Raw genomic sequence first — 26900 nt, forward strand, 5'->3', positions numbered from 1 at the left:
ACGGATCCCTCGGTACCCCGTTCATAACTACCCCCGACCGACGGGTCCGTCGTCACATGTGGCCCTGGGAGCACGTGCTGTTCGCCTACGTGTGTTACTCGACGTACGTTCACGGCAGGTATCGGTCGCGACCCGGGGACGCACCCACGGTCGCGCTCGCGTTCGGCGCCGTGCTCCCGGACCTGATCGACAAACCGCTCGCCTGGGAGTTCAACGTGTTCACCACGGGGTACGCGGCGGCTCACTCGGTGTTTCTCGGCGTTCCGGCGGCGATCGCCGTGTACGCGCTCGCCGAGCGCCGACGCGCGGGAGCGGTCGGCGGCGCCTTCCTGACGGGGTACGTGCTCCACCTGGTCGGCGACGTGGTCCCGGCGTCGCTGTCGCACGGGCGACTGGCGCTCTCCCCGGTTCTGTGGCCGATCGCCGATCGGATGCCACGGCCCGACCGCGGGTCCTTCGTCGACGGCGTCTCCGGACTGCTCACCGAGTACGTCGCGCGACTGCTCACCCTGGAGCTCTCCGCGGTCATCGCGCTCCAGCTCGGATCGGTCGTGTTCGGGGTCACGCTGTGGCTGGTCGACGGACGCCCCGGCCTCTCGCTGGTCACGGGCCCGATCCGACGGGTGATCAGGCGAGTTCGGGCTGGATAGCCGCCGATCAGACCGGATTCAGACAGGCCGGGCGGAACGGGCCGTTCGGGCCTGCTCGGGGCCGTTCGAGCCTGCTCGGGACCGTTCGGTCATCGACGGTCAGTCGGTCCGATCGAGCGTCGCCAGACCGCGATAGACCGCCGCTTCGGGGTCCGACGGGTGGTCGTCCTCGAACACGAGCCAGTCGACGCCGGTCTCGTGTGAGGCCCGCAGCACCCGTTCGAGGTCTAAGATCCCCTCGCCGGGCGGGACCGACCGGAACGCCGGCGGGAAGCGACGCGTTCGCGCGACGTCGGCGACGTGGATCAGCGACAGGCGATCGCCGAGCAGTTCGAAGGCGTCGACCGGGTCGTACCCGCCCGCGGAGACCCACCCGACGTCGACCTCGAACGTGAGGTCGTCCGTGCGGGACACGAGCCGACCGAACCCGGTCGCCTCCAGGGTTCGGTCCGTCCCGCGAACCGTCAGATCGATCGCTTCGGCCACCTGCTCCCAGACGATGCTCGGCGACGGGAGGTTCGCGGGGACGCCGAGCCCGAACCGGTCGAGAAGCGGGAGGAACGGGTCCTTCGAGGTGTGATACGAGAGCCGGAGTCCGTGGCCGGCGATCCGACTCGCGAGGCCGTCGAGCCGGGTCGCCAGCGCGTCGACGTGCGTCGTCGTGCGGAAGTAGCCGGCACCGAGGTGCGGGATGACGAGGTGGTCACAGCCGACGTGACGACAGCGGTCGACGACCGACTCCAGGTCGCTCTCCAGGGTGCGCAGGTCGACGTGTGCGGCCACGGGCTCGACGCCCGTCTCCTCGAGGGCCCTCCGGACCGCGTGGGGGTCCGCCTCGAGGAACGCGCCGGCGAACTCGACTCCCTCGAATCCGGCCTTCGCCACCCGGCGGATCGTTTCCGGTAACGACTCCTCGATGTTCCGGAGCGTGTATAGCTGTATCGCCGAGCGCGGACGCGACTTCGCCGCTCGTTCCGCTGGTTCTGACCGAATCATTGTCCGGATTCCGACCCCTCGGTCGGAAGTAATGGGCCGCATATCGCCGTGTGGCGATCCGAACTCGACCCGTCTCGGGAACGACCCCGACCGGATCGCTCCCTCGGTTCGGGTCGTCACCCTCAGTCCGGGTCGGCGATCAGCACGCCGATCGACCAGCGGTCGTTCGTGAACGGCCCCGGATGGCGCGCGTCGCCGCCTCGGTCGTTTCGCCGCCCTGTGGTACGTGGCGTTCGCGACGGGTCCGGCTCCGCGCGTCACGCTCCTCGTGTCGGTTCCGTCGGGTGCCCCCGTGTACTTCGCGGTCGCGTTCCTGCTCGAACGACGGTCCGACTGGGGGATCGAGCGGAACCTGCGCGTGATCGGCGACGGGGTCGGGAGCTAGAACCCGTCCTCGAACACGAACGTGCCGTTACGCTGGACGACCTCCCCGTCGACCTCGATGACCGAGTCCTCGCTCATGTCGACGATCATGTCGACGTGCTCGGCCGACTCGTTGAGTTCGTTCTCCTCCCCGACGGTGTCGGGGTAGGCGGACCCGACCGCCATGTGGACGGTGTCTCCCATCTTCTCGTCGAACAGCATGTTGTAGGTGAACCGGTCGATCTGGCGGTTCATCCCGATCCCGAGCTCGCCGAGGTGCCGCGACCCCTCGTCGGTGTCGAGGATCCCGGTCAACAGGTCCTCGTTGCGCTCGGCGGCGTGTGAGACCACCTCGCCGTCCTCGAACCGCAGCCGGACCCCGTCGATCTCGCGGCCGTAGCGGTACAGCGGGAGGTCGAAGTGGACCTCGCCCTCGACGCCGTCGCGGACGGGGGCCGTGAACACCTCGCCGCCCGGGAGGTTCGCCTCGCCCTGGTCGTTGAGGGCGGTGTTGCCGGCGAGGTTCATCGTGAGGTCGGTCTCCTCGCCCGAGCGGATACGGAGCTCCTCGGCGTCGTTCAGGATGTCGACCATCCCCGCCTGGAACTCGCGTTGGGCCTCCCAGTCGAGCGAGACGGCGTCCCACACGAAGTCCTCGTACGCCTCGGTGCTCATCCCCGCGAGCTGGGCGTGTCCGGAGGTCGGGTACTGCGTGAGACACCACGTCTTCGAGAGGCGCTCGCGTTTCACCTCCTCCATCGCGCGGTTGTACGCGGCGTTCGTCTCGGGGTCCACGTCGGCGTCCTCAGTGACGTTGAGCCCGCCGCGGGCGATCACGAAGACGTCCGTCTCCTCGTAGAGCGCGCGCCGATGACCGGGCTCCGAGAAGCCGTCGGCGGCGCGTTTGAACGCGCGGTCCGACCGCTTCGAGTAGTTGAGATACACCGGCTTCGCCCCGCGGTCGCCGCAGATCTCGTGGAGCGCGACCGCGAGGTCCTCGGCCTCCTTCGGGAGCTGGATGACGACGTTATCGCCGGCCTCGATGCCGGTCGAGTGGTTGGCGATGATCTCCGCGTGTTCGCGAACGCGTGGGTCCATGGACCCGCCTTCTCCCCCGGGGGGATTAAATCCGCTTTCTCTCCCGAGGGGATTCGCCGCCCCTCCATCGCGACACCACCGGTTTTGTTCCTGCGACGCGTACGGCGCGCATGGCCCGGATCGCCTTTCGGTTCGCGACGGCGACCGTCGGCCTCGTCCTCCTCGCGGGGTACCTCGCCGCGGCGCTGCTCGTCTTCGAGGCGCTCCGCGCGCTGTGGGCGCTTCGACCGGGGACCGCCGAACTGGTCGTCCTGCTCGCCGCCGCCACGCTCGGGTCCGCGTACCTGAGCTACCGGTTCGGGACGGCGCGGCTGCTCGCCGCGCTCGAGGCCGACCCGATCCCCCGGGCACACGCCCCGGAGCTTCACCGCCGGCTCGACGCGCTCGTCGCTCGAATGGACGTCGACCGACCGACGCTGTACGTCTCGGACGCGCGTGCGCCGAACGCGTTCGCCGTCGGCGGGTCCGGCGGCGGCTCGCTCGTGATCGACCGGTCGCTCTTCCGGCTGTTGTCGCCGCCCGAACTCGAGGGGATCCTCGCACACGAGCTCGCGCATCTCGAGACGAACGACGGGCTCGTCGCCGCGCTCGTCGACGGCCTCGCGCGAACCGTCGTCGGGGTCGTCACGCTCGCGACGCTTCCCGCCCTGCTGGCGCTGTCCGGACTGGCGGGCGGGTCGGCGTGGATCCGGGGACGACCCGGCGATCGCTCGGGCGTCTTCGCGCGGCTCCACCGCCTCCTCGCGGGCGGGGTCGTCGCCGCGTTCGTCCTCGCCACGTTGCTCGCACGCACCCGGTCCCGCAGGCGGGAGTTCGCGGCGGACGACCGGGCTGCGGCAGTGACCGGCGACCCCCTGGCGCTCGCGCGGGCGTTGCGTCGGATCGACCGCGCGAGCGACCCGTCCTGGCCGTTCGCTCCCTTCTCCTCTCACCGCGACACCGGCGACCCGCTGGAGCGCTGGCTCTCGACGCACCCCCCGACCGCCGAGCGGGTCGAGCGGTTGCGGCGGCGCGCCGAGGCGGGGTCGGCCCGTCGCGGCCGTGAGGGCTGGACCGGCGTGCCGGTTCGGTGAGACCCCTTTCGGCTCACCCGACCAGCACCCACACGCCGAGCAGGAGCAGGATCCCGCCCGCGACCCGGTCCAGCCGGCGGCCGGTTTCCGCGGACTGAAGCACCCCCGCGGCCCCGTCGGCGGCGATCGCCACGCAACCGAGATAGACGGCAGTGAGCCCGGCGTAGGTCGCTCCGAGGAGCGCGATGGCTCCGCTCTCGGCGCTGAATCCGCCGAGCGCGCCGCCGCCGACTCCGCCGCCACCTGCTCCTCCACCGACGTCGCCACCCCCGACGAACCCGGGCAGGAACGCGAGGAAGAACAGCGCGACCTGCGGGTTGAGCGCGTTGACGAGGAAGCCCTCGCGGATGCCGTCGCCCCCCGTCGGCGGCGCGTCGTCGCCGGCGGATCGGAGCGTGTCGACGCCCAGATAACAGAGGTAGATCCCGCCAGCGACGCGGACGACTCGCTCCGCGCCCGGGACGGCGCGGTACACCGCGGCGACGCCGACCACGACGAGCGCGGTGTGAAACAGGATCCCCGCCGTGACGCCGAGCGCGGCGCGGAGACCGGCTGCGCGGTTCTCGAGGCCACACGAGAGCACGAAGAGCGTGTCGGGACCCGGCGTGACGATCAGCGTCGCCGCCGCCAGCACGAACAGCGCGTACGTCGGCGGAGCGAGCGGGAAGCCGGCGGCGACCATCGTATACGAGAGAACTCGCGGCGGATAAAAACCGATCGGCGGCGGAGCCGATCGACGCCGTCATCGACCGGGGCGGGCGAGGCGACCGCTCGGCCGACCGCGGGTGCCGTGACCGCCTCGTTTTTATCCGTGGGGCCGGGACGGTAGGGGGATGACGACGGAGCCCGATCTGGACCCGAACGACTTCGGCTTCCCCGAGCCGGCGACCGACCAGTCGTTCGAGAACGCCCTCTCGAAGGCCCGCGACGGGGTCCGACTCTCCGTCGACGACGCGACGGAACTGCTCGCGACCGGAACCGACGTCGACGGGATCGACCCGGTCCGCAAGGAGGCCGTCTTAGAGCTCGCCGACCGCCGCCGCGCCGAGGAGGTCGGCGACGAGGTCACCTTCGTCGCCAACCTCAACAACAACGTCACCACCGCCTGTAACACGGGCTGTCTGTTCTGTAACTTCAAGGACAGCGCGCACGCCTTCGAGGCCGAAAGCGACGTCGAGCACGCGGGGTTCACGAAGACGCCCGCGGAGTCGCGGGCGGTGGTCGAGGACGCCCTCGGGATGGGGATCTACGAGGTGTGTTCGGTCTCCGGGCTCCACCCGGCGTTCGCGTTGAACGACGAGCACCACGAGGTCCTCGCCGCCCACGACGACCCCGCGAGCGACGTGAACTACAAGCCGCCCGAGGCGTACGCGACCGATCCGGGAACCTACCTCGAGCAGATGGCGGCGATGTCGGTCGGCGGCGTCCACCTCCACTCGATGACGCCGGAGGAGGCCTATCACGCCAAACGCGGCACCGACTGGAGCTACGAGTCCGTCTACCGCGAGTTGGCCGACGCCGGGCTCGACTCCGCGCCCGGCACCGCCGCCGAGATCCTCGTCGACGAGGTGCGCGACGTGATCTGTCCGGGAAAGATCCGCACCGACGACTGGGTGGCCGCGATGGAGGGCGCGGCCGCGGCCGGCCTCGACGTCACCTCGACGATGATGTACGGCCACGTCGAGACGGTCGAACACCGCGCGGAGCACCTGAAGGTGATCCGCGACCTTCAAGAGCGGACCGGCGGGATCACGGAGTTCGTCCCGCTCTCGTTCATCCACGGAAACACGCCGCTGTACCGGCAGGGCGTCGTCGACTCCGGCCCCTCCCGCGACGAGGACGAGCTCGTCGTCGCCGTGGCGCGACTCTTCTTGGACAACGTCGAGCACGTCCAGGCGTCGTGGGTCAAGTCCGGCGACGAACACGGGCTCAAACTGCTCAACTGCGGCGCGGACGACTTCATGGGGACGATCCTCTCGGAGGAGATCACGAAGCGCGCGGGCGGCGAGTACGGCGAGTACCGCTCGTTCGACGACTACGTCGAGATGATCACGGCGATCGGCCGCACGCCCGTCGAGCGCTCGACCGACTACCGGACGCGCCGGCGGATCGACCCCGACGACGGCCCGCACGGGCCGACGCTCGGCCCCCGCGCCGACGGCAGCCCCATGCTCCCGAACGGAACGGGAGCCGGCGACGGCGACCCCGCGAGCGCGGACGACTGAGCGTCCGGTGGCCGGTTTGAGCCCTCGTTCGGGCCGGTTCGGTCCTTCGTTCGGGCCGCCTCGAGCCCTCGTTCGAGCCGCCTCGGAACGGTTCCGAAAACCATTACCTCCCGACCGCCGGAGGAAGGTCCATGAAAGTCCTCGTGACCGTGAAGGAGGTCGGGGAGGCGGACGACGACTTCGAGATCGAGGGGACCGACATCGCGTCGTCGGACCTCGAGTACGACCTCAACGAGTGGGACGACTACGCCATCGAGGCGGCCGTTCAGCTCGCCGAAGCCGGGATCGCGGAGGAAGTCGTCGCCGTCACGATCGGCCCCGAGCGCGCCGAGGAGACGATCCGGATGGCCCTCGCGAAGGGTGCCGACCGCGCGGTCCGCGTGTGGGACGACGCCTTCGAGGGGACCTTCGCCGACGTCTCCTCGAAGGTCGACGTCTTCGAGGCGGTCGTCGACGAGGAGGAACCGGAACTCGTGTTGAGCGGCGTTCAGGCCGCCGACACCGCGTTCGGCGCGACCGGCGTCGCGCTCGCCGAGCGGATCGGCTTCGATCACGCCGCGGTCGTCAACGACCTCGATCTCGACGCCGACGCCGGCGTGGCGAACGTCCACCGCGAGCTGGAGGGCGGGATCGAGGAGCTGACCGAGGTCGACTTGCCCGCCGTGTTGACCGTCCAGACCGGGCTCAACGAGCCGCGGTACGCCAGTCTCCGTGGCATTCGACAGGCCCAGCGCAAGGAGATCGCCGCGACGGACCTGGCCGACCTCGGGCTCACCCCCGCCGACGTCGAGAGCACGCTGACGCTGACGGAGATGTACGAGCCGGAGAGCGACTCCGACGCGGAGCTCATCGAAGGTGACGCCGGCGAGGCCGCGGGACGGCTTGCCGAGGTCCTGCGGGAGAAGGGGGTGGGCGCGTGATGAGCGACGTGCTCGTCGTCTCCGAACACCGTCGCGGGGAGCTGCGTGACGTCTCGTTCGAACTGCTCACCGCCGGCCGGGAGCTCGCGGACGCGCTCGGCGGCGACCTCCACGTCGGCGTCGTCGCGGGCGACGTCGAGCGGTTCGCCGACGATCTGAACCGACCCGGCGTCGACCGGATCCACGCCGTCGCGAACGGCGAGGAGTTCGACCACACGGTCTATACGGCCGCCGTCGAGGCGCTCGTCGATCGAATCGACCCGGCCGCGGTGCTCACGCCGAATTCCGTCAACGGCCTCGATTACGCGCCCGCGGTCGCCGAGCGGCTGGACCTCCCGCTCGTGGCCGACGTCCTCGGCTTCGAGTACGACGCGGACGACGGTCTGACGGTCACTCGCGAGATGTACGGATCGAAGGTGGAGACGGCCGTCGCCGTCGAGGGCGACCGCTTCTGTCTGACGCTCCGCGGCGGCGAGTTCGTCCCCGCCGAGGGGGTCGGCGACGCCGAGATCGAGCCGGTCGAGATCGAGGCACCCGAGTCGGGCGCGCGGGTCAAGGGCTTCGAGGAGGTCGGCGGCGGCGACGTCGACATCGCGGACGCCGACGTGCTCGTCTCGGTCGGACGCGGGATCGGCGAGGAGGAGAACCTCGAACTCGTCGAGGAGCTCGCGGACGCGCTCGGCGCGACGCTCTCCTCGTCCCGGCCGATCGTCGACAACGGGTGGCTCCCCAAGAACCGCCAGGTCGGTCAGAGCGGGAAGGTCGTCACTCCCGACGTGTACATCGCGGTCGGGATCTCCGGGGCGGTCCAGCACGTCGCCGGCATGAAGGGTTCGGACACGATCGTCGCGATCAACACCGACCCGAACGCGCCAATCTTCGACATCGCCGACTACGGGATCGTCGGCGACCTCTTCGACGTCGTCCCCGAACTGGTCGCCGAGTTCGAGTAGAGCCGCGGACTCGGTGAACGCCGAGCTCGAGCGAGGACGGCGCGGGACCGAAGGAACCGGCGAGTCCCATTCACTCCGCTCGACGAAAGTCATATAATCCCCGTTCCGGATCCCTTGGATATGCCACATATACGGGGGACGATCCACGGCACCGCGGCGATGGTGACGCTCGTGGTCGGGTCGGTACTGACGAACACGATCCAGGAGGAGTTCGAGATGTTCGCGCAACTCGCCACGACGACGACGCGGCTCCTCATCGACGTCGCCGAACTGCCGATCTCCGAGGAGGTCGCCGAGGTCGTCGTCCCCGTCGGCGTGTTGATGGGGATCTGGGTGTTCGCCTACGAACTCCAGCGGCTCTGACGGGTCGGACGACGACGACGGCCGAGGTCGTGATCGCCGCCGTCGCACCCCACTACCGCCCCACTACCGCACCGTCACCGTCGCACCGCCCCACTACCGCACCGCCGCCAGCGTTTTCGGGTCCGGCCGTGTACCCGGATCCGAGGACGGTCCTCGACGACGTGTCACAGCACATCACACCACATGTTCCCGATCCGCGCCACGTTTCCCACGACCGCCGAGACACGGGCGCTTCTCGCCGCCTACCGGCGGGGTACCGGGGTGGACGCCGAGGCGATCGCCGCGGAACTCGACGACGAACCGGACTCGACGCTGCTCGATCTCGTCGCTGACCCCTTCTCCTCGGTCGAGGACGTCTCCGACCGGCTGACCCGAACCGAGGCGTACCTCCGCGAGCGCGACGACCGGCGCGCGGTGTTCCTCACGGTGTACTCCCGGATGACGGAGGCGGTCGGGGACGCGATCGAGGCGGACTTCTTCGCCGACCCCGAGTGGGTCGAATCGTACCTCGTCGCGTTCGCGGAGCGCTATCGGCGGGCGCTCGTCGCCTTCGAGCGCCGGGAGTTCGACCCGCTCCCCCGCGCGTGGCTGCTGGGGTTCGCCGCCGCCGTCCGCGGCGAGAACCTCGTCCTCCAGGACGCCCTCTCGGGGGTCAACGCCCACATCACCTACGACCTCACGTACACGCTTCGAGACGTGGGGATCGACCCGGACCGCGGCCGCAAGCGGGCGGACCACGACCGGATCAACGACGTCCTCGCCCGGCTCGTCGCGGCCGTCCAGGAGGCGCTCGTCGCGGTGTACGACGCCGCGGGCGTCGCCGGGGCGGACGCGCTTTCGGACCCGTTCGACGACCGACTCGCGCTTCTCGGACTGGAGGAGGTCCGGGAGTTCGCGTGGCGCAACGCCGTGCTGCTCGCCGACCTGCCGTCGTGGGCGGGCGATCCCTACGTCGACTGGCGGGCGCGGACCGTCTCGACCGGGGCCGCCGCGCTCGTGCTCGCACCCCGGATCGACCCGGAGACGCGCCGCAGGCTGAGGGAGGCCGAGGACGACGTGCTGACGCTTACGGCCTTCCACGACGAGTTCCGGCGGCGGTTCCCCTCGTCGATGCCGAGCGAGCGAGTGAGTGAGTGAGAGCGGATCGTCTCCCACCGTCGGGTTCTCGGTTCGTTTATCACCCCGCCGACCCTCCGATCGAGCAATGAGTGAGGCCGACGAGCAGCCGGCTGCGACCGCGACGGGACGCGAGATCTGGATCGAGAAGTACCGCCCGCAGTCGCTATCGGACGTCCACGGACAGGAGGAGATCGTCGAACGCCTCCAGAGCTACATCGACCAGGACGACGTGCCGCACCTCCTTTTCAGCGGTCCTGCCGGTGTAGGAAAGACGACCGCCGCCACCGCCATCGCCCGCGAGATCTACGGCGAGGACAACTGGCGCGGCAACTTCCTCGAACTCAACGCCTCCGACCAGCGCGGCATCGACGTGGTCCGCGACCGGATCAAGGGGTTCGCGCGGTCGTCGTTCGGCGGCGACTTCCGGATCGTGTTCCTCGACGAGGCCGACAGCCTCACGGATGACGCCCAATCGGCGCTCCGCCGGACGATGGAGCAGTTCTCCGACAACACCCGCTTCATCCTCTCGTGCAACTACTCGTCGAAGATCATCGACCCGATCCAGTCGCGGTGTGCGGTCTTCCGCTTCTCGCCGCTGTCGGACGAGGCGGTCGCCGCGCAGACCCGCGAGATCGCGGCGGCGGAGGGGATCGAGGTGACCGATGCCGGCGTCGACGCCCTCGTCTACGCCGCCGACGGCGACATGCGCCGCGCGATCAACTCGCTTCAGGCCGCGGCGACGACCGGCGACGTGGTCGACGAGGAGGCGGTATACGCGATCACGGCGACCGCGCGCCCCGAGGAGATCGAGTCGATGGTGACCGATGCGCTGGCGGGCGATTTCACCAAGGCGCGTGCGACGCTCGACACCTTACTCACCGACACCGGGATGGCCGGCGGCGACGTGATCGACCAGCTCCACCGGTCGGTCTGGGAGTTCGACCTCCACGAGCGCGAGGCCGTCCGACTGATGGAGCGGATCGGCGAGGCCGACTACCGGATCGCGGAGGGCGCGAACGAGCAGGTCCAACTCGAGGCGTTGCTGGCGGCGCTGGCGCTGCGCGAGGACTAGGGCCGCGGGTCGGAGACGGGATCAGAACTCGTCGAGGCCGGACTGTTCCGCGGCCGCGAGCACGTCCGCACACGTCGACCACGACCGCCGAGCGTGCGGCGGGACGTCACCGTGGTCGGCGACGTACTCGCGGAGGAACGTTCGCGTCGTCGGGTCGCTCGGGTAGCCGCTGCCGACGCCGTCGTAGTCGGGATACGCCGCGTCGATCGCGGCGACCCGCGCGTCGCGGGCCACCTTCGCGACGACGCTCGCCGCGCCGACGACGGGGTCCGACTCGTCCGCGCCGTGGGCGGCGTCGACGTCGACGGAGTCGACGGCATCAGTGTCGGTCACGAACTCGCGGAGCCGCCGCGCGAACCGCGCCTCGGAGGTGTCGCCCGCGTCGGCGACGACGCGGTCGCCGGCGCGGACGACGGCCTGGACCGCCCGCGCCTGTCCGCGGACGGTGAGCGTGTTCATGTCCGTGTCGGGCGCGTCGATCTCGGCGGTCTCGACGGTCGCGACCGCCACGTCGACCGCGTCGCTCGCGCGGAGTTCGGCCGCGATCTCCCGCCGTCGCTCGGGGGCGACGCGTTTCGAGTCGTCGACGCCGGCCGGCAGGCTCTCCGGGTCCGCACGCACCGCCGCGGCGACCATCGGCCCGATCACGGGCCCCTTTCCGGCCTCGTCGACGCCGACGTACACGTCTCGACCGGGGACGGGAACGGACAAATAGCTTGAGATCGGTCGGTATCGATGGACCGAAAGCGGTCGGCGCGTGCCTTCGAGTGCCCGGAGGGCACGAGGAGCCCGCGCGAGGGAGGTGGCGGGCCGGAGCGGCTCGCCCGCGACGGTCCGTCCACCGAGGCTGGGGAGGCGTGAGGCGCGGTGCTGGGGGTTTCGGTTCGGGTGGGATTCAAAGGGGCAGTCGCGAGGCTGGGGCTTCGATGGTGTTCTCCCCGTCGACAACTGCGTACAGCCGAGCGGCTAGGGAGTGAGAGACGGACCTCGCGACGATAACGACGGGAAATAAAGCGTCTACATCACCGTAGAGAGTCGAGACTACGGACCCACGAAAATTCGGAAAACCGGCGTCGCCGAAGTCGAGTCTACTCGATCAGGACGGCGTTGACCTGGCCGGTCTGGCCGGGTCGGGAGGTGACGCGGGCGCGGCCCTCCGAGGTCTCGATGACGGCGCCCTTGGTGACGATGTTCCGGCGGACGTAGTTGACGTTCGAGGGGTTCTCGACGACGTCCTCGATGTCGGCTTCGACGACCTCGCCGCCGTCGGCGACCTGCGCGACGTTCGTCGCGAGCGCGCGGACCTTCCGCTCGTTGCCGCGGGAGTCGATGTACTGAACGCGGGTCTCGCCGACCGTCGTCTCGGCGGGCTCGCGGCCGAGCTGGTGGCGCTTCTTGTTCGAGGCGTGTTTCAGTCGGCCGCCGGTTCGCTTGCGCGTGGAGCGTCCCTGGTCTTTCATGTCCGTACGAACAGCCAGCGAATACTTGAACCGTTCGACTCCGGACGGGGCGGCGTCTCGCGGCCGATCCCGACCGATACGGCCCCTTCGTCGGCCCCGGCGGGCCGCGCGACCGACAGACGAAAGTCCCGCCGGGACCGAACGACGGGTATGAGCGACGAGCGCGGGACCGGAGCCGACGGCGGCGCGGACGACGGCCGGAACGAGGCCGGCGACGGATCGGCGGCGACGGACGGCGGCGTCCTCTCCGCGAGCGACATCGGCGGCGAGGGGCCGCCGGTCGAGGAGAAGCCGTACAAGATCGTCTTCGAGGCGAACAAGTGCTTCGGCGCGGGCAAGTGCGCGGAGGTCGCCGACAACTGGGAGATGGACGTGGTGAGCGGGATGGCGAAGCCGCGGACCTACTACATCGGCGAGGACGACTTAGCCGAGAACGTCCGGGCCGCCGAGGTGTGTCCGGCGAAGAAGGAGCGCGGGGTCATCCACGTCGTCGACCGGCGGACCGACGAGGAGATCGCGCCGGACCCGCACGGCGACGGGACGCTCTCGGTCGACTGGTAGGGATCGGCCGGTGGAGGCGGGCCGTATCCGAAAGGGGTTTGACCGCGCCACCGGAAGCGGGGAGTGCGCGGGGGTGGCTGAGCCTGGCCAAAAGCGGCGGACTTAAGATCCGCTCCTGTAGAGGTTCGAGGGTTCGAATCCCTTCCCCCGCATACCTGCGGCGAGCACTTCGCGAGCCGCAGGTATCTGACCGGAAGGGATTCGAAGCAGGGAGCGGGAGGTGAGCGAGCCGCGACGCGGCGAGCGAACGGGAGCGACCGTGGTTCGAATCCCGTCCCTCACGGTTCCGTGATGCGCTACTCGCGAGCGACGGGAGCCACAACACGCCCTCCGAAGCCCCGCCCGGCTCGACCGACCCTTCGAATCCCGCCCCCACCGCGTTCCGCGGCCGCAACCGCCCCGCACCTCAGGCCTCCCCAGCCTCGGTGGACGGACCGTCGCGGGCGAGCCGCTCCGGCCCGCCACCTCCCTCGCGCGGGCTCCTCGTGCCCTCCGGGCACTCGGAGGCACGCGCCGACCGCAGCGACATTCGTGACGTTCGATCAGTAGTGCCAGGGATAGTCGCCGAACTCCGGATCGCGCTTCTCGAGGAAGGCGTCTCTCCCCTCCTGGGCCTCCTCGGTCATGTACGCGAGTCGGGTCGCCTCGCCGGCGAACACCTGCTGGCCGACCATGCCGTCGTCGGTCATGTTGAACGCGTACTTCAGCATCCGCATCGCGGTCGGCGATTTGCTCGTCATCTCCTCGGCCCACTCGAGCGCGACGGCCTCCAGTTCCTCATGCGGGATCGCCTCGTTGGCCATCCCCATGTCGACGGCCTCCTCGGCGGAGTAGGTCTTCCCGCGGAAGAACACCTCGCGGGCCTTCTTCTGTCCCACCTGTTTCGCCAGATAGGCGGAACCGAACCCGCCGTCGAAGGAGGCCACGTCCGGGTCGGTCTGGAGGAACTTCGCGTGCTCGTCGCTCGCGAGCGTGAGGTCACAGACGACGTGGAGCGAGTGGCCGCCGCCGACCGCCCAGCCGGGGACGACCGCGACCACCGGCTTCGGCATGAACCGGATCAGCCGCTGGACCTCGAGGACGTGGAGCCGACCGGCCTTCGCCTCGCGCACGAGGGGGTCGTCCGCCTCGTCCGCCTCGTCGTCGTCGCGGTACTCGTAGCCCGAGCCGCCGCGCACGGACTGGTCGCCGCCGGCACAGAACGCCCAGCCGCCGTCCTTCTCCGAGGGACCGTTGCCCGTGAGGAGGACGCAGCCCACGTCGGCCCGCTTGCGGGCGTGGTCGAGCGCGGCGTACAGCTCGTCGACGGTTCCCGGGCGGAACGCGTTGCGGACCTCGGGCCGGTCGAACGCGATCCGGACGACCGGCGCGTCGCGGGCGCGGTGGTACGTCACGTCCTCGAACTCGTCGGTAACCGGCTCCCACGCGTCGGGGTCGAAGATCTCCGAGACCATGGCGGAGGGTGGCGCGCGGGCGACATAAACGGCGGCGAGTCGAGGCGGGAGGTCGACGGCGATCCGACGGATCTCCGAGACCGGCAATCCTTACGGCTATCGGGAACGCGACGGATCGGACGGATCGGTGGAGAACCCGGTCGAGCGTCGGACATCGAACGATATCCGGATACCGTCGCGTCACCGGTACGGTCGGCGATTGCTGGTGGCGCGAGGGTATTGATCCCCGATCCCCTTGGATCGACATGAACCAGCGAAACGCGGGAGTCTCACGGCGGTCCTTTCTCGCGACCGCGGGCGGAACCGCGACCGTGGGACTCGCCGGATGTCTCGGCGGCGACGGCGGCGGACTCGAGGAGCTGACCGTCGCACACATGCCGATCTACCCGGACCTCCAGTGGTACGTGATGGAGGCGGAGGGCTACTTCGAGGACGTCGACGCCGAGGTCACCGGCGAGGAGTTCACCGACGGCCCGGCGATCGTTCAGGCGTTCGGGGGCGGCGACATCGACGTCGCGATGTTCGGGATCGTGCCGGCGATGATCGTCATCGACCGCGGCATCCCCGCGCAGGTGACCGCGGCGAACGTCCGCGAGCCGATGGGGATCATGGCCGAGTCCTCGTTCCACGACACCTTCGAGGCGGAGGGCGCGGGGGCGTTCGAGACCTGGGCGACGGAGCACGGTCGTCCCTTCCGGTTCGGCACGTTCCCGCAGGGCAGCGTCCCGGACGTGCTGCTCCGGTACTGGCTCCAGGACGTCGGGGTCGACCCCGAAACGAACGACGCCGTCGAGATCATCGAGATAGGCGGCGCGAGCGCGGTCTGGCAGGCGATCGCCAACGACGAGATCGACGGCACCTCGATCATGGAGCCGGTGCCGACGATCGCGGACGCCGAGGACTCCTCCGTGGCGATGCTTCGGACCGCCGCGGAGGTCCTCCCCGGCCAGCCGGCCGCGGTCACCCTGATGAGCGACGAGGTCCGCGAGTCGCCGCTCGCCGCGCAGTTCCTCGAGGGGCACGTCCGCGCCACCGAGTTCATCGACGAGGAGCCGGACGCGACCGCCCGACACGTCGAGGAGGGCATCGGGATGCCCGCCGACCGCGCCCGGCGCGCGCTCGACTCGCCGCTGTCGAACTTCGTCACCGACCCCGCGGAGATCACCGACGCGACGCCGGTGTTCGCCGAGTTCGCGGCGAACAACGGACAGATCGATGAACGGCTCACGAACGACGGGATCTTCGATCTCGAGGTCTACGACTCGCTCTGATGGCCACCGATACCTCGGGACGGTTCGACGAGAGGGACGGCTCGGGACTACGGGTCGGCCTCGACCTCGACGACCCGAAGCGACTGCTCCGCGGCGTCGCCGGGATCGTCGGGTTTCTCGGACTCTGGTATCTCGTCTCGCTCACGCAGCCGGCGTACGTGTTGCCCTCGCCGGCGGCGGTGGGGACGCGGTTCCTCGAGGAGCTCGGGTCCGGCACGATGACCGCGGCGCTGGCGTCGAGCGTCCGTCACTGGCTCCCCGGAACCGTCGTCGGAACCGGTCTCGGCGTCGGTGCCGGCGTCGCCTTCTCCTGGAGCGGGTTCCTGGACGACCTGACCGCGCCGCTCGTTCGAACCCTTCGACCCGTTCCGCCGCTCGCGCTGATCGGGTTCGCGATCGCGTGGTTCGGGATCAACGACGCCGGCGCGGCGTTCATCATCGCCGTCGGCGCGTTCTGGATCAATTTCTACGCGGCCTACGGAGCCGTCGAGGGCGTCTCCGAGGACCTCCTCGACGTGGGGTGGACGCTCGGAGTTAGCGGCGATCTCGACATGGTCCGGTCGGTCGTCCTCCCGGCGGCGCTGCCGGGGATCACGACCGGGATCCGCACCGGCCTCGGTCGATGTTGGATGCTCGTGGTCGCCGCCGAGATCTTCGGCGTGCCGGGCGTCGGTCGGGAGATACTGCGCGCGAGCAACAACCTGCTGGTCGACAAGGTGATCGCGTACATCCTCGTGTTGAGCCTGATGTACCTCCTCGTCGACGTGGCCTTCCGCGCGGTCCAACGCCGGGTGTTGATATGGCAGGCGTGAACGGGAAGCCGGCGGCGGTCGACGCGGACGACGATCCGGGCGTGGTCGTCGACGGGGTCGGCAAGACCTACGACGGGGACGGCGATCCCGTCCGCGCGCTCGAGGACGTCTCCTTTTCGGTCGAGGCGGGGGAGTTCGTCTGTCTCGTCGGCCCCTCCGGCTGCGGAAAGACGACGCTGTTCCGGGTCATCGCCGGACTCGCCGACGCCACGAACGGCGAGGTTCGGCTCGACGGAACCAGAGTGACCGGGCCGACGACCGACATGGGCGTCGTCTTCCAGGAGTACCATCTGTTCCCGTGGCTCACCGTCGAGGAGAACGTCGGGTTCGGGCTGGAGCGGAGCGACCGATCGGCCGACGAACGCGCGAAGCGGGTCGACGAGATGCTCGAACTCGTCGGGTTGACGGAGTTCAGAGGGACCTATCCGAAGTCGCTGTCGGGCGGGATGAAACAGCGCGTCGCCATCGCACGGGCGCTCGCGGTCGATCCACACCTCCTGTTGATGGACGAGCCGTTCGGCGCGGTCGACGCGCAGACCCGCGAGATGCTTCAACGCGAACTGCTCGACGTGTGGGCGTCGACGGGAAAGACCGTCCTCTTCGTCACCCACGACGTCGCCGAGGCGGTGACGCTGGCGGACCGGATCGTGGTCATGGCCGCCGAGCCGGGTCGCGTCCGCGAGGTCGTCGACGTCGACGTGGACCGCCCGCGCGAACGCGGCGACCCGGCCTTCGGCGAACACGTCGCCCGCGTTCGCGAGCTGATCGGTGCGCGTCCCTGACCCCGCACGCGTCCCTGGCCCCGGTTCGCGCCCTGATCGACTCGCTCGCCCGCTCGTCATTTGCTCACTCGCTCACTCCCTCGCGCGTTCCTCCTCGAAGGCGTCCCGCAGGTCGTCGGCGTGGCTTCGGAGCACCGACACGGTCGCGTCGGCGTCGGCGTATCCCCGTTCGTACTGGTCGAACGTCGCGTCCGCCTCCTCGAGGAACCGGTCGACCGCGTCCGCGAGATCGGTCTCGTCGTCGGTCATGCCCGGAGAACGTGTCGCCGTCGAGTTATATCGCTCGACGACCCGATCGCGGGTTTTATCTCCGGAGAAGAGTATTGTACAGTATGGAGAATACTGGGTGGTCGGGCGGGGCAGCGAAACGGGGACGGACACGGGAACGGGGACGGGATCGATGACCGGGAAGTCGGCCGTGCTCGCGACCGACCTCTCGACGGCCAGCGAGTCGATGGTCGAGTCGGAGACGGGGCTGAACTGCCTCTCCCGGATCGGCGTGGATCGGGTCCACCTCGTGACGGTGGTCCCCTCGAACGTCCACTCCGGGATGCCCGGGATCGACTTCGAGAAGCGACGGAAACGCGGGCTTCGACGATATCGTTCGACGGTCGAGGCGGCCGGATTCGACGTCGAGACCCACGTGGTTCGGGGGACGCCCCACCGCCGGATCAACGGGATCGCGGGAGCGGTCGGTGCCGACCTGATCCTCGTCGGGTCCCGTGGAAAGAGCCCGCTCGAGAACCGCGTCATCGGGTCCACGGCGCGGAACCTGGCCCGGACCACGGTGGTCCCGCTGCTCGTCGACCGGATCGAACGCGGCGTCGACGAGCCCGAGACGGTGCGACGACACCTGTTCAAGCGGACGCTCTTCGCCACCGACTTCTCGGAGAACGCCGAACGTGCCTTCGAGACGTTCGAGTACCTCCGGCACGCGACCGAGGAGGTCACGCTGGTTCACGTGCGGTCGCCGAAGGACGACACCGGCGACGAGGACGACGTGGAGGCACGTCTCGGCGACCTCGTCGACCGGCTCGACGGATGGGGGCTCGAGGCCCGGACGGACGTCAGGCGGGGCGACCCCGCGGCGGAGATCCTGGCCGCCGAACGGGAACACGAGCCGAGCACGCTGCTTCTCGGGTCTCGCGGCCGGAGCCGTCTGCGTCGGCTGCTGCTCGGTAGCGTGAGCGAGGAGGTCGTCGTGAACGCCGCCGGCAACGTCTTTCTGGTGCCGCCGCCGCGCTCGGCCTGAGCGGTCGGGGCGGTTAGCGGTACGAGGCCGGGCGTATCGGCGCGTTCGGACCCGTCCGCACGGAATTGTGTGTTCTATACACAAGCCTTTTAGGCACACGGGTCGTACTCGTGGGTAATACCATGCCAGACTCGTTGGCCGAACAGCTACGGAGCGACATGGAGTGTGAGGGGTTACTGGAGTGTTTTCACGGGCTCAAACCGCTGGATCGCGAGTGTTTCCAGGTGCTCGTCGACAGCGAGGAGCCGTTGACGATAGACGAGATCGGCGAGGCCGTCGACCGGGAGCGCTCGACCGCCTACCGTGCGGTCCAGCGGCTCCTCCAGACCGGCTTCATCAGCAAGGAACAGATCAACTACGACCAGGGCGGCTACTACCACGTCTACCAGCCGACCGATCCCGAGAAGATCTCGGGTGAGATGCAGCGGATGTTGAACGACTGGTACGCGAAGATGGGCCAACTCATCCAGGAGTTCGAGGACAAATACGAGGGCGCCGAGTCGGTGACCGCCTCGAGCTGAACCGGCTCGGAGCGAACCGGCTCGAACCGATCGAGTCCGCTGAAACGGCTCTGTTGAGATCTCAGCGAGTGACCTATTCTGACTCAGTTGCGATCAATACACTCCTCTTTCTCGTCGAGTGCCCTCGCTCACTGCGTTCGCTTCGGGAACCACTCCTCGAAAGACCTGGAGGGAAAAAGGGACTCCGCCGTCGAACCGACCGCGACTCACCCGACCGTCACGACCTGATCCGCGGTGGTCACGACCTCGAGGAGGTCGTTCATCGTCGAGATCGGGCAGACCTCGCTTCCGTCGCGTTTCCGCATCTCCAGACACGTCCCACACGCGAGCAACTCCCCGCCGGCCTCGTCGAACGCCTCCATGCGCTCTCGCACGTCGAACTGGTCGTCTTCGATCTCCTCGGCTTCGACCCCTTCACCGAGGAGGAACACGGAGACGTCCCGTCCGTCCTCTACTGCGGTGATCCCGAGCCGGAACGCGTTCCAGGCACGCTCGGGGTCGCTGGTCTCGAGCACGATCCCTAACTTCCCGACGTCGTCGTCCGGTGTGTCGGACATGTATTGTATGAAAATCCCAATAATACATAATACTGTCGTATCAAGCGAGAGGGGACCACGTTCGGCTCGGATCACGCCCGAAGGATCGAGTCGGATCGCGAACGCTCCTCGGCCGTCGTCGTTCGTCTCCTCGCCCCTGCCGCCGGGGTCTCAGCGTCGACGGAGCGCGTAGGCCGCGTAGCCGACCGCGGCAAGCAGTCCGGTGAAGAGCAGGCTTCCGGTCGCGGCGGGCGTGGTCGTGACGTACTCGCCGAACGGATCGGTGAGCGCGAGCACGCCCACGGTGAGTCCCACCCCGATCAGGATCGTCACCGCACCGAACGCCTTGAACGCCGCGTCGAGGTCGATGCGCGAGGAACGCGATGAGTGGCTCATACCCTCCGATACGTGCTGCCTACATAAATGAAGGGACGGAGATTCCCACGGACGGGGAACACGTCGTTTCGAGATCACGAAGAGTGTGTGATGTAACCCCATGGACGCACCGTATTCCATCGGCGGGAGGACCGAACTCGTCGAGACCAGGCGCACGTCTCGGACAGTAACGGTGACGTGTCGAAACGAGTCCGCGTCGAGTCGGCGGATCGGAACGGTCCGAAGGATCCCGCAGAAAATAATATCGATAAGTTATCCATCGTTCCCCGTCGCTCACGCGAATATAGTATTGTACAACTAACCCAAAACCGTTATATCTCCCTGTCGGCTATCCTCGGGTACATGACCGACATCGATCGAGCGACTCGACACGGAAGGCGGGCGTCGGGAGACGGGTGGAGCCGATGACCGGTACGGAGCTCCTCGCGGGCGCGTCGCCGTCGGTACAGGCACTCGCAGTGATCGGGGTCGTCCTCCTCGAAGCGATCGCCCTCTACGTCGGGTACGGGGCCGTCGAGGAGGCGGTCGGGCCGGCCGTCCTGGATCGGCTCGCGAACGGGAGATGATCGGCTCCATCGCGACGGCCGAGCTCCTCGGTCTCGGCCCGGAGATCTTCGGCCTGTTCGTCGCCTTCGGGTTCATGGTCGGCGTGTTCTTCGGGTTCTTCGGGATGGGCGGCTCGTTCCTCGTCACGCCCGCGCTTCTGATCTTGGGGTACCCGGCCCCGGTCGCCATCGGCAGCTCGATGGCGTTCGTGTTCGGGACCGCGGCGATCGCGACGATGAAACACCACGACGCCGGACAGGTCGACTACAAGCTCGGCGCGCTGATGTTCGTCGGGATCACCGTCGGCATCGAGCTCGGAAGCCGGCTCGTCTTCGGCCTCGAGGTGTTGGGGATCGCGAACGTCGTCGTCGGCGTCGCGTACGTGCTCCTGCTGGCGGCGATCGGCGTGTTGTTCACGCGGAGCGCGCTCGACACCGACGACGGCGACGAGGACGACGGAGGCGATGCGGACGCTGGAACCGACGAGACGGGAAACGACGGCGAGGGAGCCGGAGACGACGCCGACGAGGTTCCGGCGATCGCTCGGAAGATCCAGTCGTACGAGATCCCGCCGATGACCACGCTCGCGGACGGCAGTCGGGCGTCGCTGTGGACGATCTCCGGCGTCGGCGGCGGCGTCGGACTCGTCTCCGGGTTCCTCGGGGTCGGCGGCGGGTTCGTCCGGATGCCCGCGATCTACTACGTGATCGGCACGTCCCTCGCGGCCGCGGTCGGGACGAGCCTCTTCGGCGGGCTGATGTCCGGGGCGGTGGGCGCGTTCACCTACGGTCGCGCGGGCGTGATCGACCTCGGGATCGTCACGGCGCTGCTCACTGGCAGCGCGCTCGGCGCACGGATCGGCTCGAGCGCGACCGCCTACGTCGACGAGGACGACGTGACGATCTACTTCGGGCTCATGCTGCTCGTCGCCAGCGCCGCGGTCGGGATCGGCGAACTCTCCGCGTGGCTGTCGATGCCCGTCCTCGACCGGCTCAGCTTCGTCCTCCTGATCGGCTCCGCGCTGCTCGTCTGTGCGGTCATCCTCTATCACGGCGCGCTCGCGGTGCGGCGGACCCGCGGCGTCCCCGGTTCGCCCCAGCGCGGCGAGTGAGCGGCCCGCTCGGCGACGAGGCCGCCGAGCCGGAGTATTGTATTGAGTATCCAAAACCGTTATGACCGTGGGGTGCCTACCTACGGGTGATGACACAAACCAGCGAACCCGTGCCGGCCGAACCGGTCGCGCTCGAGAGCGCCGACGACTTCGACGACTTCGTCGGCTCACACGGCGTCGTGCTCGTGGACTTCTACGCCGACTGGTGTGGGCCGTGCCAGATGATGGAGCCGGCGGTCGAGGCGGTCGCGTCGGAGACGGACGCGGCGGTCCTCAAGGTCGACGTGGACCGGCATCAGGGACTCGCCGGCGAGTACGGCGTTCAGGGGATCCCGACGCTCTTGGTGTTCGCCGACGGCGAGGTCGCCGACCGGATGGTCGGCGCACAGACCGAGGACGCCCTCCGGGAGGCCGTCTCCGGCCGTCTCGAGTGATGTGCGGCTCGATGCCGACGCTCGCTCCGACGGCGGGGGTGACCGCATGACGCCGCGGGAGCTGCGGGCCGACGTTCCCGCGTTGGACGAGGACACGGCGTATCTCAACTACGGCGCACACGGCCCGAGCCCGGAGTACGTCGTCGACGCGGCGTCCGCGTTCCTCGCCGACCACGAGTACGACCCGGTCGGGACAGACCCCTACGAGCGCGCGTTCGGCACCTACGAGACGGTCCGGGAGCGGATCGCCGAGTTCCTCGGCGCCGATCCCGAGGAGATCGCCCTCACCGAGAGCACGACCGACGGGATCGCGCGGATCGCCGCCGCGATCGACTGGGAGCCGGGCGACGTCGTCGTCCGGACCGACCTCGAACACCCGGCGGGGGTGCTCCCCTGGCGGAAGCTCGAGGAGGAGATCGGCGTCGAGGTCCGCGTCCTCGAGACCGAGGACGGCCGGATCGACCGCGACGCCTACGCCGAGGCGGTCGCGGACGCGCGGCTCGTCTGCTTCAGCGCGATCACCTGGACGCACGGCACCCGGCTACCCGTCGAGGACCTCGTCGAGGTCGCGAACGACGCGGGCGCGTTCACGCTCGTCGACGCGGTCCAGTCGCCGGGACAGGTCCCGGTGGACCTCCACGAGTGGAACGCGGACGCGGTCGCGGCAGCCGGCCACAAGTGGCTGCTCGGCCCGTGGGGTTCCGGCTTCCTCTACGTCGACCGCGCGGTCGCCGACGGGCTGACGCCGGGGTCGGTCGGCTACCGCGGCGTGGAGACGCCTACCGCGCACGACATCGAGTACGCACCCGGCGCGAAGCGCTTCGAGGTCGGCACCACGACCCCCGCGGCACACGTCGGGTTGCTCGAGGGGATCGACGCCGTCGAGTCGATCGGGATCGACGCCATCACGGACCGGATCGAGGACCTCACCGACCGTCTGAAGGAGGGCGTCGGCGAGGACCGACTGTTGAGTCCCGAGTCGTACGAGTCCGGGCTCGTCACGGTCGACGTCGAGGAACCCGAGGCGACCGTCGAGCGGCTCCTCGAGCAGGGGATCGTCATTCGGGACCTCCCGCACCCGGACGCGGTCCGGGTGTCGGTCCACGCGGTCTCGACGAAACGGGAGATCGACGACGTCGTCGAGGCGCTGAACGGGGAGCCGTAGCATGGGGTTTCACACGTTCGACGCGGACCGGGCGGCGAAACTCGAGGACCCCGAGCGGTACGCCTGGGTCTCCCGCGAGGAGCTGATCGACGCGGTCGACCCCGCCGCGGACGGGACGGTCGCCGACCTCGGCAGCGGGACGGGATTTTACACCGACGACGTCGCACCCCACGCCGGGACGGTGTACGGCGTCGACGTCCAGGCGGAGATGCACGACCGCTACCGTGAGAAGGGGCTCCCCGAGAACGTCGAACTCGTCGAGAGCGACGTTGCCGACCTGCCGTTCGACGCGGACGCGCTCGACGCCGCCTTCTCGACGATGACGTTCCACGAGTTCGCCGACGACGACGCGGTGACCGAGCTCGCCAGGGTGCTCCGGACCGGCGGGAGACTCGCCGTCTTCGACTGGTCCGCGGACGGTGCCGAGGCGACCGGGCCGCCGCTCGAGGAGCGGTACGGTCTCGGAGACGCGACCGCGATGCTGGAGGCGGCCGGCTTCGAGGTCGCCCACGGAACGACCCGCACGGAGACGTTCGTGGTCGTCGCGCGGGCACCGTAGGAGAAGGGATCGAAAGGACATCGAAACGGGATCGGAAACGCCGGCTTCGTTGAGGGCCTCATCGGCAGCGGCGACCCGTTTCCGGTCCCGGCGGATGCGGTCCCGTATCGGGAGTAGACGCCATCACACGGACCGGAAGGCGACCCTCTCGAACCCAGAACTCACGGAGAGGTGGCAGGTCAGGCGTCGTTCGGTTCGTAGGCGTCGAACCAGCTCGTGACGGCCCCCTCGATCGCTCCGGTCGTGCTCCCGAGGTTCAGCATCCGGTAGCCGTTCGCCGCCTTCTCGTTCACGTCGTCCATGCCGAACCCGAGACCCGCAACGGGGACGTCCGCGTCGACGGCCTTCGATCGAACCGTCTCGACGGCTTCCTCCACGTTCGGATGATCGATCTCGCCGGGGTGACCGAGCGAGACCGAGAGGTCGAACGGGCCGATGAAGACGAACCCCAGCTCCGGAACGGAGAGGATCTCGTCCAGGTTCTCGACGGAGGCCTCGGTCTCGATGGTCACGCCGACGAGGGTCTCCCGGTCCTCGGTGGCGACGTACTCGTCGGCGAGACCCCAGCGAGACGCCCGCGGCGACGCCAGTCCTCGATCACCGGGTCCATCGTCGTAGCGAAACCGCGCGGATCGGACCGCGTCTCTGACTTCCTCGGCGGTTTCCACGCGAGGGAGGAACACGTTTCTCATGCCGAGATCCAGCGCTTTCCGGACGAGCGTCGGGTCGGTGTCGGGAAGCCGGAGGAGCAGTTCCACGCCCGTCCGTTCGGCCGCGCGAAGCAGGTCCTCCATCCGGCCCCCGTCCCGCGGGTCGGGGCCGCCGTGTTCGAGATCCAACCAGACGAAATCGGCGCCGAGTTCGCCGTAGAACTCCACGAGCGTCGGACTGTACGTGTTGTCGAGGACCCCGAGCGCGACGTCCCCGTCATCCAGGGTCTCGACGAGGTCGTTGGCGGGTTGGGAGGGGCTCATGGGCCGCCGGACGGGGTGATGTTCGTCGGTACGTCGGGGGGCGTCGATCCGGCTTTCGCGCGGTCGCTCGCCTCTCGAACCTCCGGCAGGCCCTCACCACCCTCTCCCTTCGACTCTTTGCTGAGCTGTACTTCGATCGCTTCTCTCATTGTTTCGGATGCGTTCATTGCGTCTCGTCCGCCCGTCCGAACGGGGCTTGGTTCCGATTCGATGTCTCCGCTTCGATACCGCTGCTGGATGGCCGTTAGCGCTTGAGTCGGACCTCGTCGTCGTTGATACTGGCGATGCGTCGTGATTCGAGCAGATAATCGTCCGAATCCGCGTCTCTCCACCCGAGTTTTGAGCGGATCGAGTCCGTGATTCCGGGGTCCGGGTCGACGTACGCTTTCCCGTTCTCGACTTCGGTAACCATCCCGATCTTCTTCCCTTTGGAGTTGACCACTCGCTTTCCCTCGTCGTCATCGGATATCTTCGTTCGTTCCATCGCACGTCCCCCGACGGGACTCGGGTGGATTGTTATGGGTATCGTATCCGTGTATGAAAGCGATAATCCTCCGTTATTGGCGTTTTAGAACGGCATGCCCGGCAGTTCGGATCTCGAATCCGGAGTGTCGGTATCGTTCGTACCGACTCCGTTGGAACCCTCGTTGGGGCGTTTTCGGAGTGTGGTCGATACATCACCTTTTCTCGTCGGGTACCCTCCCACCTTTTTCTCGTCGGGTACCCTCGCTCACTGCGTTCGCTTCGGGAACCCCTCCTCGAAAAACCTGGAGGGAAAAAGGCCGACTGCTCGGCGTTCGCCTCGCCGTCGGTGAACCGCTCACTACAGGGAACTCACGTACCGATCAGCCGATTGTGTCGTTCACGACCTGACATGAATGTCCTCCGAGATACAGAGCGTGTAGTCACCACGACAACGCCGATCTGTCACTCTAGATCTCACGATTGATCAACTGAGACAAACTAGGGTTTGATTTCCATTCCAAACCCACGTTCAGATAATGATTCGTCAATCACCGGTTGATAGGTTCATTTTTGTCCGTCCTGATGAAGCGAGCTACCCGCTGACAGAAACGACATGGAAGACGTAGAAACAGAGACGGATCCCGTTGAGGCGGCGGACGACGACCAAGATCTCTACGGGATCTCAACGTGGGAACAGCGATCCCTTCTCGATAGCGTCTCGGTCGCAGTCTACTGGCTGGCGGTTCGTTCCGGCCAGGCCCTCTTGGTTCTGCTTGCGGTACTGATTTTCGTCGCCGTCGGCGGACTCAGTATTGTGAGGGAGCCCCCTCTCGGCGTGCTAACGATCCTCTCTGCCCTCCCCGCGTTGGCGTTGGCGGGATACGTCTGGTACAGCGATGTCACGACCAGCGAGCCACTGTCGCTGCTGGCGGCCACCTTCATACTCGGCGTGCTCACCGCGGGCTTTGCTGCCGTCGTCAATAGCTTGTCTCAGCCGTTTTTCACGGCACTCGGTGGTATCGGGATGGTTCTGTTTTTCTACCTCATCGTGGGCCCCGTAGAGGAGTCAGTGAAACTGCTTGCCGTACGGCTCTACGCGTATAACGACGATCGGTTCGCCGCAGTTATCGACGGTGCGGTGTACGGTGCCGTCGCCGGACTCGGATTTGCGACCATCGAGAACGCCATCTACATCAGCGGGGTGGTCGGAGAAGTCGGCGGCCTGTCTCTCGGTTTGGACCTGATCGGTACCGGCGGTGATATCACTGCGACGCGCGCGTTGGCCGGCCCCGGTCACGTCGTCTACTCGTCGTTCGCGGGCTACTACCTCGGGTTAGCGAAGTTTAACCCCGAGAACCGCGGGCCGATCATCGTCAAGGGGCTCATCGTCGCCGCGCTTATCCACGCAACCTACAACGCCACGGTCGGTATCGGAAGCGGGCTGATCCAGACCGCGACGGGGCTTCCCCAACTTTCCGCATTCTTCGTCTACGTGTTACTGTATGTCGGGGGGTTCGGCTACCTGCTCTACCGGAAAATCCAGCAGTATAACGACGCCCACCAGACGGCACATTCAAACGAGACTGACGAAAGGGAAGACCCAGTGATCGACGCCGAGACTGAGTAACTGGCTGTTCCATCGTTCTCCCTCCCTCTCTTGTACACCGTTTGACACCCATCTGAATAGGGACGGAATCTCTCAGCAGTCAAGACGCAGTGGCGATCCCGTAATCAGTTCTGGATTCGTCCCGAAACTAGATCTCGGTACC

General features: G+C 68.2%; 33 protein-coding genes, 1 tRNA gene and 1 pseudogene. 23 read left to right on the forward strand and 12 right to left on the reverse strand.

The annotated features are described in order from the left end of the window. Positions 1-56: 56 nt before the first annotated feature. Entirely contained in the window at positions 57-650 is a 594-nt protein-coding gene (locus F3H10_RS06400) for a metal-dependent hydrolase (RefSeq protein ID WP_149783968.1), read from the forward strand. Between the two features lie 99 nt (positions 651-749). Here F3H10_RS06400 and F3H10_RS06405 read toward each other — a convergent pair whose 3' ends face one another. Both F3H10_RS06405 and F3H10_RS06410 read right to left on the reverse strand, forming a co-directional pair. Further along, complete coding sequence (locus tag F3H10_RS06405) at positions 750-1646, reverse strand: sugar phosphate isomerase/epimerase family protein (RefSeq protein WP_149783969.1); 897 nt, start codon at positions 1644-1646, stop codon at positions 750-752. Between the two features lie 381 nt (positions 1647-2027). Continuing rightward, entirely contained in the window at positions 2028-3107 is a 1080-nt protein-coding gene (locus F3H10_RS06410) for an aminopeptidase (protein WP_149783970.1), read from the reverse strand. Between the two features lie 110 nt (positions 3108-3217). On the opposite strand from F3H10_RS06410, the gene F3H10_RS06415 reads away from it, so the two are divergent. Further along, positions 3218-4180 carry a M48 family metallopeptidase gene (locus F3H10_RS06415; protein WP_149783971.1) on the forward strand — a complete coding sequence of 321 codons (963 nt, stop codon included), beginning with the start codon at positions 3218-3220 and terminating at the stop codon, positions 4178-4180. A gap of 13 nt (positions 4181-4193) precedes the next feature. Here the strand turns inward: F3H10_RS06415 and F3H10_RS06420 are convergent, their stop codons facing one another. Continuing rightward, positions 4194-4862 carry a LysE family translocator gene (locus F3H10_RS06420; protein WP_149783972.1) on the reverse strand — a complete coding sequence of 223 codons (669 nt, stop codon included), beginning with the start codon at positions 4860-4862 and terminating at the stop codon, positions 4194-4196. A 151-nt stretch (positions 4863-5013) separates the two neighbouring features. On the opposite strand from F3H10_RS06420, the gene cofH reads away from it, so the two are divergent. The 6 genes from cofH (at position 5014) to F3H10_RS06450 (ending at position 10832) form a co-directional block, all read left to right on the forward strand. Continuing rightward, positions 5014-6405, forward strand: coding sequence for a 7,8-didemethyl-8-hydroxy-5-deazariboflavin synthase subunit CofH (gene cofH, locus F3H10_RS06425; RefSeq protein ID WP_149783973.1), 1392 nt, complete (start codon positions 5014-5016; stop codon positions 6403-6405). Between the two features lie 131 nt (positions 6406-6536). Beyond that, complete coding sequence (locus tag F3H10_RS06430; RefSeq protein ID WP_149783974.1) at positions 6537-7325, forward strand: electron transfer flavoprotein subunit beta/FixA family protein; 789 nt, start codon at positions 6537-6539, stop codon at positions 7323-7325. Beyond that, positions 7325-8278, forward strand: coding sequence for an electron transfer flavoprotein subunit alpha/FixB family protein (locus F3H10_RS06435; protein ID WP_149783975.1), 954 nt, complete (start codon positions 7325-7327; stop codon positions 8276-8278). Before F3H10_RS06430 ends, F3H10_RS06435 begins: the two co-directional genes overlap by 1 nt. 120 nt (positions 8279-8398) lie before the next feature. Then, the gene (locus F3H10_RS06440; RefSeq protein WP_188127883.1) at positions 8399-8641 is read left to right on the forward strand and encodes a hypothetical protein; all 243 of its coding nucleotides are present in this window, start codon (positions 8399-8401) and stop codon (positions 8639-8641) included. Between the two features lie 183 nt (positions 8642-8824). Further along, entirely contained in the window at positions 8825-9778 is a 954-nt protein-coding gene (locus tag F3H10_RS06445) for a DUF5995 family protein (RefSeq protein WP_149783976.1), read from the forward strand. A gap of 67 nt (positions 9779-9845) precedes the next feature. After that, positions 9846-10832 carry a replication factor C small subunit gene (locus F3H10_RS06450; protein WP_149783977.1) on the forward strand — a complete coding sequence of 329 codons (987 nt, stop codon included), beginning with the start codon at positions 9846-9848 and terminating at the stop codon, positions 10830-10832. A gap of 21 nt (positions 10833-10853) precedes the next feature. Here the strand turns inward: F3H10_RS06450 and rnhB are convergent, their stop codons facing one another. Further along, a complete protein-coding gene (gene rnhB / locus F3H10_RS06455) occupies positions 10854-11516 on the reverse strand; it encodes a ribonuclease HII (RefSeq protein ID WP_149783978.1) in 663 nt (220 codons plus the stop codon). 51 nt (positions 11517-11567) lie between these two features. On the opposite strand from rnhB, the gene F3H10_RS16435 reads away from it, so the two are divergent. Next, positions 11568-11693: a hypothetical protein gene (locus F3H10_RS16435; RefSeq protein ID WP_262488558.1), complete on the forward strand. Its 126-nt coding sequence runs from the start codon at positions 11568-11570 to the stop codon at positions 11691-11693. 227 nt (positions 11694-11920) lie between these two features. Here F3H10_RS16435 and F3H10_RS06460 read toward each other — a convergent pair whose 3' ends face one another. Then, the gene (locus tag F3H10_RS06460; protein WP_149783979.1) at positions 11921-12292 is read right to left on the reverse strand and encodes a 30S ribosomal protein S8e; all 372 of its coding nucleotides are present in this window, start codon (positions 12290-12292) and stop codon (positions 11921-11923) included. Between the two features lie 150 nt (positions 12293-12442). On the opposite strand from F3H10_RS06460, the gene F3H10_RS06465 reads away from it, so the two are divergent. Both F3H10_RS06465 and F3H10_RS06470 read left to right on the forward strand, forming a co-directional pair. Continuing rightward, positions 12443-12853, forward strand: a complete 411-nt coding sequence (locus F3H10_RS06465) for a ferredoxin (protein ID WP_223174230.1) — start codon at positions 12443-12445, stop codon at positions 12851-12853. 67 nt (positions 12854-12920) lie between these two features. Next, a tRNA-Leu gene (locus F3H10_RS06470) sits at positions 12921-13005 on the forward strand. A 390-nt stretch (positions 13006-13395) separates the two neighbouring features. On the opposite strand, the gene F3H10_RS06475 is transcribed toward F3H10_RS06470, so the two are convergent. Beyond that, entirely contained in the window at positions 13396-14307 is a 912-nt protein-coding gene (locus F3H10_RS06475) for a 1,4-dihydroxy-2-naphthoyl-CoA synthase (RefSeq protein WP_149783980.1), read from the reverse strand. Between the two features lie 245 nt (positions 14308-14552). Between F3H10_RS06475 and F3H10_RS06480 the strand changes: the two genes are divergently transcribed. The 4 genes and pseudogenes from F3H10_RS06480 (at position 14553) to F3H10_RS06490 (ending at position 17172) form a co-directional block, all read left to right on the forward strand. Then, the gene (locus F3H10_RS06480; protein ID WP_149783981.1) at positions 14553-15578 is read left to right on the forward strand and encodes an ABC transporter substrate-binding protein; all 1026 of its coding nucleotides are present in this window, start codon (positions 14553-14555) and stop codon (positions 15576-15578) included. After that, positions 15523-16014 (forward strand): annotated as a pseudogene (locus tag F3H10_RS16555) (asparagine synthase-related protein); the annotation flags it as partial. The gene F3H10_RS06480 and the pseudogene F3H10_RS16555, both read left to right, overlap by 56 nt. Continuing rightward, the gene (locus tag F3H10_RS16560; protein WP_223174237.1) at positions 15911-16390 is read left to right on the forward strand and encodes an ABC transporter permease; all 480 of its coding nucleotides are present in this window, start codon (positions 15911-15913) and stop codon (positions 16388-16390) included. The pseudogene F3H10_RS16555 and the gene F3H10_RS16560, both read left to right, overlap by 104 nt. Then, positions 16378-17172: an ABC transporter ATP-binding protein gene (locus F3H10_RS06490; RefSeq protein WP_149783983.1), complete on the forward strand. Its 795-nt coding sequence runs from the start codon at positions 16378-16380 to the stop codon at positions 17170-17172. The genes F3H10_RS16560 and F3H10_RS06490 overlap by 13 nt, the downstream gene beginning before the upstream one ends. 72 nt (positions 17173-17244) lie before the next feature. On the opposite strand, the gene F3H10_RS16000 is transcribed toward F3H10_RS06490, so the two are convergent. Next, the gene (locus F3H10_RS16000; RefSeq protein WP_188127884.1) at positions 17245-17421 is read right to left on the reverse strand and encodes a hypothetical protein; all 177 of its coding nucleotides are present in this window, start codon (positions 17419-17421) and stop codon (positions 17245-17247) included. A gap of 151 nt (positions 17422-17572) precedes the next feature. Between F3H10_RS16000 and F3H10_RS06495 the strand changes: the two genes are divergently transcribed. After that, positions 17573-18424, forward strand: a complete 852-nt coding sequence (locus F3H10_RS06495) for a universal stress protein (protein WP_149783984.1) — start codon at positions 17573-17575, stop codon at positions 18422-18424. A 122-nt stretch (positions 18425-18546) separates the two neighbouring features. Then, positions 18547-18945 (forward strand): helix-turn-helix domain-containing protein, encoded by a 399-nt coding sequence (locus tag F3H10_RS06500; protein WP_149783985.1) that lies wholly within the window; start codon positions 18547-18549, stop codon positions 18943-18945. Between the two features lie 206 nt (positions 18946-19151). Here F3H10_RS06500 and F3H10_RS06505 read toward each other — a convergent pair whose 3' ends face one another. Both F3H10_RS06505 and F3H10_RS06510 read right to left on the reverse strand, forming a co-directional pair. After that, complete coding sequence (locus F3H10_RS06505; protein ID WP_149783986.1) at positions 19152-19502, reverse strand: DsrE family protein; 351 nt, start codon at positions 19500-19502, stop codon at positions 19152-19154. 150 nt (positions 19503-19652) lie between these two features. Further along, positions 19653-19877 (reverse strand): hypothetical protein, encoded by a 225-nt coding sequence (locus F3H10_RS06510; RefSeq protein WP_149783987.1) that lies wholly within the window; start codon positions 19875-19877, stop codon positions 19653-19655. 404 nt (positions 19878-20281) lie between these two features. On the opposite strand from F3H10_RS06510, the gene F3H10_RS16005 reads away from it, so the two are divergent. The 5 genes from F3H10_RS16005 (at position 20282) to F3H10_RS06530 (ending at position 23692) form a co-directional block, all read left to right on the forward strand. Then, a complete protein-coding gene (locus F3H10_RS16005; protein WP_188127885.1) occupies positions 20282-20443 on the forward strand; it encodes a DUF7512 family protein in 162 nt (53 codons plus the stop codon). Beyond that, positions 20440-21534 (forward strand): sulfite exporter TauE/SafE family protein, encoded by a 1095-nt coding sequence (locus F3H10_RS06515; RefSeq protein WP_149783988.1) that lies wholly within the window; start codon positions 20440-20442, stop codon positions 21532-21534. Before F3H10_RS16005 ends, F3H10_RS06515 begins: the two co-directional genes overlap by 4 nt. Before the next feature lie 89 nt (positions 21535-21623). Then, entirely contained in the window at positions 21624-21968 is a 345-nt protein-coding gene (gene trxA / locus F3H10_RS06520) for a thioredoxin (protein WP_149783989.1), read from the forward strand. Between the two features lie 46 nt (positions 21969-22014). Next, a complete protein-coding gene (locus F3H10_RS06525) occupies positions 22015-23133 on the forward strand; it encodes an aminotransferase class V-fold PLP-dependent enzyme (protein ID WP_149783990.1) in 1119 nt (372 codons plus the stop codon). 1 nt (position 23134) lies between these two features. Then, positions 23135-23692 (forward strand): class I SAM-dependent methyltransferase, encoded by a 558-nt coding sequence (locus F3H10_RS06530; protein ID WP_149783991.1) that lies wholly within the window; start codon positions 23135-23137, stop codon positions 23690-23692. Positions 23693-23871: 179 nt separating this feature from the next. On the opposite strand, the gene F3H10_RS06535 is transcribed toward F3H10_RS06530, so the two are convergent. The 3 genes from F3H10_RS06535 to F3H10_RS06540 all read right to left on the reverse strand — a co-directional run bounded on the left by F3H10_RS06535 (position 23872) and on the right by F3H10_RS06540 (position 25150). Next, on the reverse strand, positions 23872-24666 hold the full coding sequence (locus tag F3H10_RS06535) for an HpcH/HpaI aldolase family protein (RefSeq protein ID WP_149783992.1): 795 nt from the start codon (positions 24664-24666) through the stop codon (positions 23872-23874). Then, positions 24663-24833: a hypothetical protein gene (locus F3H10_RS16010; protein ID WP_188127886.1), complete on the reverse strand. Its 171-nt coding sequence runs from the start codon at positions 24831-24833 to the stop codon at positions 24663-24665. The genes F3H10_RS06535 and F3H10_RS16010 overlap by 4 nt, the downstream gene beginning before the upstream one ends. A gap of 77 nt (positions 24834-24910) precedes the next feature. Then, on the reverse strand, positions 24911-25150 hold the full coding sequence (locus tag F3H10_RS06540) for a PRC-barrel domain containing protein (RefSeq protein ID WP_149783993.1): 240 nt from the start codon (positions 25148-25150) through the stop codon (positions 24911-24913). Positions 25151-25744: 594 nt separating this feature from the next. Here F3H10_RS06540 and F3H10_RS06545 point away from each other — a divergent pair. Next, complete coding sequence (locus F3H10_RS06545; protein ID WP_149783994.1) at positions 25745-26758, forward strand: PrsW family intramembrane metalloprotease; 1014 nt, start codon at positions 25745-25747, stop codon at positions 26756-26758. Positions 26759-26900: the final 142 nt, after the last annotated feature.

Origin of the sequence: Halorubrum aquaticum (genome assembly GCF_900113615.1) — an archaeon.
In the GTDB taxonomy this organism is placed as follows: Archaea; Halobacteriota; Halobacteria; order Halobacteriales; family Haloferacaceae; genus Halorubrum; species Halorubrum aquaticum.